The 10658-nt window shown below is 38.6% G+C and carries 7 protein-coding genes and 1 pseudogene; 3 read left to right on the top strand and 5 right to left on the bottom strand.

The features are described 5' to 3' along the window. The 4 genes and pseudogenes from B5X53_RS05930 to B5X53_RS05915 all read right to left on the bottom strand — a co-directional run. A pseudogene (locus B5X53_RS05930) lies at positions 1–412 on the bottom strand (transketolase); the annotation flags it as partial. A 3-nt stretch (positions 413–415) separates the two neighbouring features. Continuing rightward, the gene (gene fsa, locus B5X53_RS05925) at positions 416–1072 is read right to left on the bottom strand and encodes a fructose-6-phosphate aldolase (protein ID WP_079712317.1); all 657 of its coding nucleotides are present in this window, start codon (positions 1070–1072) and stop codon (positions 416–418) included. A gap of 17 nt (positions 1073–1089) precedes the next feature. Further along, a complete protein-coding gene (locus B5X53_RS05920; protein ID WP_079712316.1) occupies positions 1090–3036 on the bottom strand; it encodes a sialate O-acetylesterase in 1947 nt (648 codons plus the stop codon). Positions 3037–3058: 22 nt separating this feature from the next. Then, positions 3059–3778: an NUDIX hydrolase gene (locus tag B5X53_RS05915; RefSeq protein WP_079712315.1), complete on the bottom strand. Its 720-nt coding sequence runs from the start codon at positions 3776–3778 to the stop codon at positions 3059–3061. A 146-nt stretch (positions 3779–3924) separates the two neighbouring features. Here B5X53_RS05915 and B5X53_RS05910 point away from each other — a divergent pair, with 146 nt between their 5' ends. Genes B5X53_RS05910 through xylA form a run of 3 tightly spaced genes read left to right on the top strand, consistent with a single transcriptional unit; the run spans position 3925 to position 8360 of the window. Further along, positions 3925–5523 (top strand): sugar porter family MFS transporter, encoded by a 1599-nt coding sequence (locus tag B5X53_RS05910; RefSeq protein WP_079712314.1) that lies wholly within the window; start codon positions 3925–3927, stop codon positions 5521–5523. A 20-nt stretch (positions 5524–5543) separates the two neighbouring features. Continuing rightward, positions 5544–7037, top strand: a complete 1494-nt coding sequence (locus B5X53_RS05905) for a xylulokinase (RefSeq protein WP_079712313.1) — start codon at positions 5544–5546, stop codon at positions 7035–7037. A 6-nt stretch (positions 7038–7043) separates the two neighbouring features. Then, entirely contained in the window at positions 7044–8360 is a 1317-nt protein-coding gene (xylA, locus tag B5X53_RS05900; protein ID WP_079712312.1) for a xylose isomerase, read from the top strand. A 129-nt stretch (positions 8361–8489) separates the two neighbouring features. Here the strand turns inward: xylA and B5X53_RS05895 are convergent, their stop codons facing one another. Then, positions 8490–10646 (bottom strand): hypothetical protein, encoded by a 2157-nt coding sequence (locus B5X53_RS05895; RefSeq protein WP_101023106.1) that lies wholly within the window; start codon positions 10644–10646, stop codon positions 8490–8492. Positions 10647–10658: the final 12 nt, after the last annotated feature.

Raw genomic sequence — 10658 nt, 5'->3', positions numbered from 1 at the left:
TATTCAGCTTTTTAGCTTGCGCGGCACCAAGAGCAACCGACATTCCCTGTCCAAGTGAACCCGAGGCAACACGAATTCCCGGTAGGCCTTCGTGGGTTGTTGGGTGGCCCTGCAACCTGGAATCGATAAGTCGAAAAGTATTTAATTCATCTACAGGAAAATAACCGCTACGGGCTAAAACGCTGTAGAAAACCGGTGAAATATGGCCGTTAGAAAGGAAGAATAAATCTTCGTCTTTTCCATCCATATTAAATTCTGGCTTGTGCTCCATAATTCCGCCCTGGTACAAAGCGGTAAAAAACTCTGTACAGCCCAGCGAGCCCCCCGGGTGACCGGAATTCACCTTGTGAACCTGCCTTAAAATATCCCGGCGAACCTGGGTAGCAAAATCTTCTAATTTTTTAATATCCATAATTTATACATTAAATGATTTAGCGTCTTCTAAAAATTTCGCAAGACCGCTATCGGTTAATGGGTGTTTCAACAATCCATCTATAGAAGATAATGGTCCTGTCATTACATCGGCACCAAGTTTAGCACAGTTAATAACGTGCATTGAATGGCGGATGGAAGCAGCAAGAATTTCTGTTTCAAAACCGTAGTTATCATAGATAAGTCGAATATCTTCAATGAGTTGCAATCCATCTGTAGAGATATCGTCCAGCCTTCCCAAAAACGGTGACACATAGGTTGCTCCAGCTTTTGCGGCAAGTAAAGCCTGCCCTGCTGAAAACACTAATGTACAGTTGGTTTTTATTCCTTTATCTGAAAAATATTTTATGGCTTTTACACCTTCCTTAATCATAGGAACTTTTACAATAATTTGTTTGTGTAATTTGGCAAGTTCTTCACCTTCACGCACAATTCCGTCAAAATCTGTAGCTACCACTTCGGCAGAAACATCTCCATCTACAATTTCACAAATGTCCAGGTAATGCTGAAGAATATTATCCTTTCCGGTAATACCTTCTTTTGCCATTAAGGACGGATTAGTGGTTACTCCATCTAAAACGCCCAGATCCTGTGCTTCTTTAATCTGATCTAAATTTGCTGTATCAATAAAAAATTTCATGTCAAGTTTAGTTTTAATTATTTTTCTTTAGTTAATTCTATTTCAAATGGGACTGCCGGTAAATCTTCCTGGTTATAAAGATTGGCATTCCCCGGATTATTAGCCCAGGCATATCTTACCACACCCGGATTTTTAATTTTAGTATTATAAATTTTCAAGGTATTATCGTGTAATACCTCCGCTTCAGCTTTATAAAAAGTCTTACCATCTTCGGAAATTGTAAAACCGGTAGGTTTTTCTCCGTTTTTAAACTTCCAGCCAGATTTTAAGTTTTCAAAGTTGACTACAAGAGCTCCATCTTTAATTTTCCAATCTGAAGGGGCGGGACCGGAACTAACAATATCTTCATTGTATATTAGTTTCCTGGCTTCCAGTGCTAATCTATTCCCAACGTCCTTTTTATTTAACGGGTGAATATCGTTCCATTCTCCAAGATCTATAGTTACAGCCATCCCCGTATGAGGAACATTCAGGTTTGTATTTCGTTGAACTTCTCTCATTTGAGCCCAACTACTTTCTTGTGGCTCTGTGGATTCTTCCATAAAATTTGGCAGCTGAACAAAAAGAAACGGCAATTCGGGATTCTTAAAATGCTCACGCCAGCTTTTTATCATCTTCGGAAATGTTTCCGAATAAAGTTCAGGATCATCAGTATCAGATTCTCCCTGATACCACAAAACACCTTTCAACTCAAAATCGGTTAAAGGAGCGATCATCGCGTTGTAAAGTCCGCCAGATTTCCACCTTATAAAGGTTTGTCCCGGCGTATTTGGCATTGTAGCCGCTTGCTTGAATTTCCAGGTTCCGCTTATATCAAGCGTATCTCTATCTAAAATTAAATGATAAGGTTTATCCTTTATAAAACCTGTGGGGCCACCATTATTGACCAAACGAACTACAATTTCGTTTTCTCCTTCTTCTAAAAGTTTTGAATCAAATTTATATTTCCGGGGCGGATATTGATAACCCGTTTGCCCAACCTGTTTCCCATTTACATAGTCATAATCCATATCTACCAATCTTCCCAAATGCAACTTCACGGTATCAGATTCGGGTAATTGAGAAATATTTACCTTTTTTGAAAACCAGGCTACTCCGGCGCTATCATTTCTATCTTCTGCAGAAATAAAACCAGGAATTTCAACTTCTTTCCAGGAAGTTTTATCAACATCAGTTTTAAACCAGTCTTCTTGTAGACCGGTATCTTTTTTATCTAAATCTCCGTACCAATTATTGATTGCTTTTTGTTCAGCATTGACTACGGAATCTAAAAAAGACTGATTTCCCCATTTTAAATGCTCTTCATAAAATTGCGGAAACTCTTTTAGTGCTTCCTTATCCATCCAGGCTGAAACAGGAGAACCTCCCAGCGCAGAATTAATAAGCCCGATAGGAACTTTTTCTTTTTCATAGATCGCCTTTGCAAAAAAATACGCCACTCCAGAAAATTCAAGAATATTTGTTTTATTCACCTCTTTCCAGGAACCAAAAGAAAGATCGTCTCTTTCACCGGTAAATTCATATTCATCGGGTACTTCAAATTGGCGGATCTCTGAATTATTCGCATTTTCTATTTCCTCAGCATAGGTGTCAGCTAAGCGTCCCATTGGTAATTCCATATTAGACTGTCCTGAACATAAATAAACATCGCCAAACAGAATATTTTGAACCTCAACCATATTTGAGGCATTAAATGTCATATTATAAGGACCTCCCGCTTTTTGGGCGGGAAGTTTAATTTCCCATCTCCCTTCTTCATTTGCTTTTCCCGTGAAATTTTTACCCTGGAATTGCAGCGTTACCACTTCTCCATTCGCGGCCCAACCCCATAGTTCAAGCTCTGTATTTCTTTGAAAAATAACATTATCACTTATTAACTTAGGCAGTTTAATTTGTGCAAATGTGAATCCTACACTTATAAAAAATAAAACTACAAATAATTTCTTTTTTAAGTCCAGCCTCATGTTAATTTTTTAAATAAATTAGTTAGAATTCAAAGTTAAACCCCTTACGGGTTAGGTTTTGATAAATTTCTTCATCAAACCTATACAGCTTGGCCGCTCTATGAGAAACCCCTGTTTGCTTATCTCCGGCTTCCTGTAAAAGCTTCATTTTTAAAAATTTTCTCCTGAAATTACTTTTATCCATTTCAACATCCAATATTTCAGTATAAAGTTGCATCAACTGGAGCAAAGTGAATTTTTCCGGAAGCAAATTAAAGCCGATAGGCGCTCGTTTTACTTTTCCGCGTAAACGGTTTAAACTCGCCTGCAAAATTTCATTATGATCGTAAATAAGATCGGGAATATCTTTAATCCTGTACCATTTTGCTTCTGAAGCGGTAAAACCGGCTTTCACCTTAAAATCTTCCCTATTAATTAAAGCGTAATAGCCTATAGTAATTACACGGCCCAGTGGGAATCGCTCCGGCTTACCAAAAGTTTTGACCTGTTCCAGGTAAATATCTTTTACACCGGTTAATTCAGAAAGCAATCTATCGGCTGCCACATCTATATCTTCTTCTTTTTTAATCCAACCACCGGGAAGACCCCATTTACCTTTACTAATACCTTGGCCGTGTTGTACCAATAATACTTCCAGATAACCTTTTTCAAAACTAAAAACACAACAGTCAATGGTTATGGAACTCATAACTTCTTCCGCAGAAAGGTCATTTGTAGGGAGAAATGGCAACGGGTTTTTCATAAGTATATTCAATAGGTATCTTTATAAAGATATAGACAATTTTTAAGCTTTATTTTTACTATCCTACTTTAATTAAGGCTTGTAAATTGCTAATATAAAAAAAAATAACTATACTTGTAGTCAAATAAACCATAAGATATCTATAAATGGCAAAATTAAATAAGAGTGGTATTGTTTTAATAACCATCGTAGCAAGTCTTGGAGGCTTATTATTTGGATATGATACCGCAGTAATTTCTGGAGCCGTGGGTGCTCTTGAAAACTATTTTATCGGAGCATTAGAAACCGATAAAGACCTGGCAATAGCTGCAATTTTCCAGTTTAAGGTAATTATTAGTATTTGCGTAATCGCGCTTGTAATTTTATTCAGTTCCTTTCTTCTCAAATTTTTCAGTAAATCAAAGGCCTATCTTATAATTGGGCTCTTTGTGCTTATAGGAGGTGCTGTTTACTACTTTCAGTTTTTAAGTCTGCCTGGAGTTTTAACTGAAAATTTAAAGAATTCAATTCTCGGATTTATGGTTAGTAGTGCACTTGTAGGTTGTATTATTGGAGCTTCCCTTGGAGATAATGTTGCAAATTCTATAGGAAGACGAAACGGATTGCTTATAGCCGCTATGCTGTTTGTACTTTCAGCAATAGGTTCTGCCTACCCCGATACTATGAATATTTTCTTTGGCGATTCACTTTCAGCTTTTATTGTTTACAGAATTATAGGAGGAATGGGAGTTGGACTGGCCAGTATGTTAGCGCCGCTTTATATTGCTGAAATGGCACCGCCCAAAATACGAGGAAAACTGGTTAGTTTTTACCAATTAGCTATTGTGAGCGGGATGATGGTGGTTTATTTTGTAAACTATTTTATTGTTCAGGGTCAAACCGAAAGCTGGATAAATACTTCCGGCTGGAGGTATATGTTCCTTTCTGAAGGGATTCCTGCAACAATTTTCTTCCTTGCTTTGCTTTTAGTGCCAAAAACCCCAAGGTTCCAGGTAATGAAAGGCAATGAGAAAGATGCACTTAAAGTTCTTACCAATTTAAATGGTCCCGACAGGGCACCTGGTGTATTAGAAGAAATCAAAAAGTCTTTTGGTAAGAAAAAAGCCCACTGGCTTTATTTTGGTGGAACTGTGGTTGTAATTGGACTGCTCTTATCTATTTTTCAACAATTTGTGGGTATAAACGTGGTACTTTATTACGCCCCTGAAATTTTTAGAGGAATGGGTATGGAAACCGATGCTTCTATACTACAAACCATTATTGTAGGTGCCATTAATATGATTTTTACCGTGGTGGCAATTTCTACCGTAGACAAATTTGGGCGTAAAAAGTTAATGATGATTGGTAGTGCTGTTATGGCGATTAGTATGATTGGCCTTGGATTCGCACTTTACCTGGAAACAACTGGAATTACGGCTTTAATGTTTATGCTTTTCTACATTGCAGCCTTCGCTATGTCGTGGGGTCCGGTGGTTTGGGTATTATTATCTGAAATTTTCCCGAATTCAATAAAAGGAGTTATGGCGGTAGCTGTAGCCGTACAATGGCTTGCCAATTTACTAGTGTCGTGGACTTTCCCAATGATGAATAATAATTCTGATTTGGTAGCGATGTTCAATAATGGTTTTCCATACTGGATCTACGGAATAATGGCGATCCTTTCCGGCTTATTTATTTGGAAATTCGTGCCGGAAACCAAAGAGAAAACGCTGGAGGAAATGGAAAACATTTGGATCTCAAAATAAAATAAATCAAGAATTAACGTATGTATTTTTTAGGAATAGATTTAGGAAGTTCTTCAATCAAATTATCGGTATTAGATGCCGAAAAAGGAACGACTATAGCTTCGGCTAAAGTTCCTGAATTTGAAATGGAGATCGCCGCCCCACAATTCGGCTGGGCCGAACAAAATCCGCAAGACTGGTGGGAAAATGTAAAAAAAGGATTTGGCATTCTTAGAGATAAAAAAGGCGTAGACCTTAAAAAAATTAAAGGAATTGGTATTGCATACCAAATGCACGGACTCGTTTTAACCGATGACAAACTTAATCCGGTAAGGCCTTCTATTATTTGGTGCGACAGTCGCGCCGTAGATATAGGAGATGAAGCTTATAAAGCAATTGGTGAAGAAATAAGTAAAAACCAAATTCTTGGGAGCCCGGGGAATTTCACAGCTTCTAAATTAAAGTGGGTTAAAGAAAATGAACCCGAAAACTTCAAGAAAGCTTCAATAATGATGTTGCCGGGAGATTATATCGCAGCAAAACTTTCTGAAACTCCTCAAATAAGTACCTCAGGTTTATCTGAAGCCGCTTTATGGGATTTTTCTAAGGGGAAATTAGCCACTGAAGTTTTAGACAAAATGGGACTTTCTCAAGATTTTATCCCGGAAATCGTTCCGAGTTTTGGAGATCAGGCTACAGTAAGCGCTTCTATCGCTTCAGAATTAGGCCTTGACCCGAAAACTAAAATTAATTACAGAGCCGGAGATCAACCCAACAATGCATTTTCGCTTAATGCTTTAAAACCGGGTGATATTGCAACCACGGCGGGAACTTCAGCAGTAATGTATGCGGTGAGTGCAGAAAACACATTTGACCCAGAAAGCAGAGTAAATACGTTTCTACACGTAAATAATACCGAAAAAGCCAAGCATAACGGGGTACTTTTATGCATCAACGGTTCAGGAATTCTTTACCAGTGGTTACGTAAAATAATTTCGGTAGGGAGGGAAGAACTTATTCCGTATGAAAAGTTAAACGAAGAAGCAGCGAAAGTAGAACCTGGAAGTAAAGGTCTTCGCTTCTACCCTTTCGGAAATGGCGTAGAACGAATTTTCAGCAATAAAGAAGTGAATTCAGGAATAGAAAACCTCAACTATAACATTCATCAACCGGCACATCTTATAAGGTCGGCCTGCGAAGGGATTGTTTTCGCTATGAATTATGGTTTTGAAGTAATGCAGTCTATAGGAGTGGAAGGAAAAGTGGTAAGAGCCGGGAAAGATAATCTTTTTTTAAGTCCGGTTTTTAGAGAAATTTTCGTGAATACTACCCAAACAACTTTAGAACTTTATAATACATCTGGAGCCGAGGGTGCTGCCCGTGGTGCTGCGGTAGGATATGGTTTTTATAAGGAATTTGACGATGCATTTACAAGCCTAAAATGCCTGGAAAGAATGGAACCTGATGCAAAATTGAGTAAGCAGTACCAGGAGATTTACCAGGAATGGAAACAGAATATTAAAATTAAAGAATAAATAATTATGAGTAACAACAAATTTTTTAAAGGAATAGATAAAATTCAATTTGAAGGCAGAGATAGTAAAAATCCTTTAGCCTACAAGTGGTACGACGAAAATAAAACGGTTGCCGGCAAAACGCTTAAAGAGCATTTAAGGTTTGCGGTGGCTTACTGGCATACCTTCAACAACAAAGGTGGAGATCCTTTTGGAGCAGAAACCGAAACTTTTGAATGGGACAAAAAAGAAAATGTAATAGATCGCGCCAAAGATAAAATGGATGCAGCTTTTGAATTTATAGAGAAACTGGGAATTCCTTACTACTGTTTCCACGATATTGATGTGGTAGATGATTGTTCTTCGCTTTCTGAATTTGAAAAGCGTATGGAAACTATGGTTGACTATGCAAAACAAAAGCAAGAAGAAACCGGGATTAAATTACTTTGGGGTACTTCTAATTTATTTAGCGATCCTCGCTATATGAATGGAGCTTCTACCAACCCAGATTTTAACGTAGTGGCACGCGCCAGCGCACAGGCAAAAATCGCGATAGATGCTACAATTGCTCTTAACGGAGAGAATTATGTATTCTGGGGAGGCCGCGAAGGTTATATGAGCCTTTTAAATACCGACATGAAGCGTGAGCAGGATCATTTGGCGCAGTTCTTAACCACTTGCCGTGATTACGCGCGTAAACAAGGTTTTAAAGGAAATTTCCTGATCGAGCCAAAACCAATGGAGCCTACTAAACACCAGTACGATTATGATACTGCTACTTCCATAGGATTCTTAAAGAATTACGGCCTGGAAAAAGATTTTAAAATCAATATTGAAGTAAACCACGCTACCCTTGCAGGACATACCTTTCAACACGAATTACAAACCGCTGTTGATGCCGGGATGTTAGGAAGTATTGATGCCAACCGTGGAGATTACCAAAATGGATGGGATACCGATCAATTTCCAATTGATGTTTATGAAATTACCGAAGCTATGTTAGTAATCCTTGAAGGAGGCGGAATTCAGGGCGGAGGAATCAATTTTGATGCGAAAGTAAGAAGAAATTCCACGGACCTTGATGATAAATTTATAGCTCATATTGCCGGTATGGATGCTTTTGCACGCGGACTTATCGCTGCAGACAACGTATTACAAAATACCGATTATAAAAAGCTTAGAAAAGAGCGTTATGCTTCATTTGACAGTGGTAATGGAAACAAATTTGAAAACGGAGATCTTTCTCTTGAAGAAATTAGCAAAATAGCCAAAGAGCTTGGTGAACCAAAGCAAATAAGCGGTAAGCAAGAATTATACGAGCAAATTATTGCAAATGCCTATTAAGAATTAGCCTTAATTGAACTTTATAACTTCAATAATTCCTCTGAGACTGGTTTTCAGGGGAATTTTTGGTTTACAATGCTATTTATTTTATTGCAGAATTTATTAAGAACCATCTTTAGATTTGGTTGCCTAGGGCATTTTCTCTAAACCTTCCCATTTTATTTCCCAACCTTCTTCGGGAAATCCAGGCGTTTCTCCTTCACTTCCATCCCAACCGGCACACATCATAGCTACAGCAGTAAGTACTCCACCATTGCCCGGCAGGTATAGTGTTAAACGCTCTTCCTGGTAATTATGCCCGTTTTTTAGATAAGTATTGGTTTGTGGATTCATAAAAAGGGCGTCCACTGCCTTATTCGGTTTCCCAAGTCGTGCCGCCGTCATAGCCGTCATAGGAAAATCCCAGCCCCAGGTCTCTTCCCAACTCCAGGTCTCCCAAATTAAATCAAATGTATTTTTCATTATTTTTTTATCTAACCGGCTTGTTTCCGGTAGCATCCCGTAGGTTCCAAATACAGATGGATGGTCTGTTTTATATTCAGGATTGGTGTAAGAATCGGTAGCACTTTCGGTAGCCAGATATACATCATCCTGAACCGGAAATTCTGACAATTTTTCCAAGACCTCTACCCACTTTTCAGGAACTTCTTCATTTAAACGTTCCTTCCATTCAATAGCGGTTTTTAGCCCCCATTCCCAATAAGCTAACTCATAAGTTGGATTAAAAGTTTCCCTTGCAGGAAATCGCTCTTGCGCCGGAATTACCGGTGGGCCTAATTCATAACGGTCTTTATCTTTATTGTAATTCGGAAATGATGCCATTAAATCGGCAGTTGCAAATACGCGTTCTTTATATTTATTTAATGTCGCTTCAGAAGAATCTGCTCTATATAATAATTCTGAAAAAGTAATGAAATGGGGTTGCTGCCAAATAAGTAGTGCCGCTACCGAAGAGGGAGTTTCATAGCCCGAATGATCGGTCATTTTTTGCCAGCGAGCACCTTCAAATCCCTGTCGTTCAGCAATTCCTTTTGCTTTATCAAAAGCGGTATCATACCAGGGCATACTCTTTTCCAGTAATTCCGGTCTTCCCCAGAGTGGAAGATGAACCCCGTGCCACCAGTGCATTTCAAGATGTGGCTTACCGAACCAGCTGTTATATGTTAGGCCGGTTTCCTGTGGTGGCTGACTTCCGGTGCACTGCAATTTAGTAAGATACTGCGATAGAATTACCCTTCGCTCTAACTCGTGGGCACGTTCATCGGTACTCCCAGAAAAATCTACTGCCCCTCCGCTTTGCCAGAATTCTTCCCAGCGATTTTGTGAACTTTTTGTTACACTTGCTAGATCTGGAATTTCACTTATTTCACCATTGGAGAATTTAGTGGTGAATTCAAACTCTGTTTGATCTTTCGATGGTTTCAATACAAAATAATGTTCCTCTTTTTCTTCTATTGCTGCATTCCCCTGCCATTGTAAGCCTATATTATAGGTTATAGAATCCATTACTCTTTTAATGTGGGCTCTATTACCATCTACGGAAAGTGTACTGCTATAATCTTCGTCCCCTTCCCATTTGGTAGCTAAATCTTCCCATTCTGCAGTTGGAAATGGAATCCTTATCCTAACCTGCAATCGATCCTGCTCAATTAATTCTGATTTTATCCTAATGCCTACAACATCATCTGACTGATGTACTGCGGTATAAACCTTAACCTGGACTCCTTCTATTTCAAAGGCACTTTCGATTTCTCCTGTCCATAAATTTAATTCCTGCTGAATATTTTGAAGGTCTTCAGGTTTTACTTCCTCCCCATTCTCTTTAAGTAATTCAAGTCCCAGATTTGCCAGCTGGATGCGATGTGGATTTTCCCGATAATAGTTTACGGCTTCCTCACTTCTTGGTAATTCCTTTCGCTGTACCGAATACGTAACTTTTCTTCCATTTTGATCGTATTCTACGAGTGTTTCATCAAACCTGTAATTTTCGGGATTCGGGTGGCTATCCCAACCCCATTCACTTTGGGTACCTAAAGGCACTCCAAATTGGTAGCTATCAGGAAATGTTTGTAATCCGGTAGCATCTACAGTAAATGCAAAAGCTCCATTTCCTACTGAAAGGGAAGCCAATGTGTCTATGCCATCCACTTTTACATTATGCCTTGAAACAAGGGCTTTACGATCAATTTTACTTTCAGGTTCGTCTGTATGTTCTTTATTTTCCGAATTTGAAAAATTACAGGCTGTATAAAAAATAATTCCTAATAGTAAAATTGCTTTTCTCATATTATAAAATTT

The sequence above is a fragment of the Salegentibacter salinarum genome (assembly GCF_900168115.1).
Classification (GTDB): Bacteria; Bacteroidota; Bacteroidia; order Flavobacteriales; family Flavobacteriaceae; genus Salegentibacter; species Salegentibacter salinarum.
This window is presented reverse-complemented; position numbering and strand designations above follow the sequence as displayed.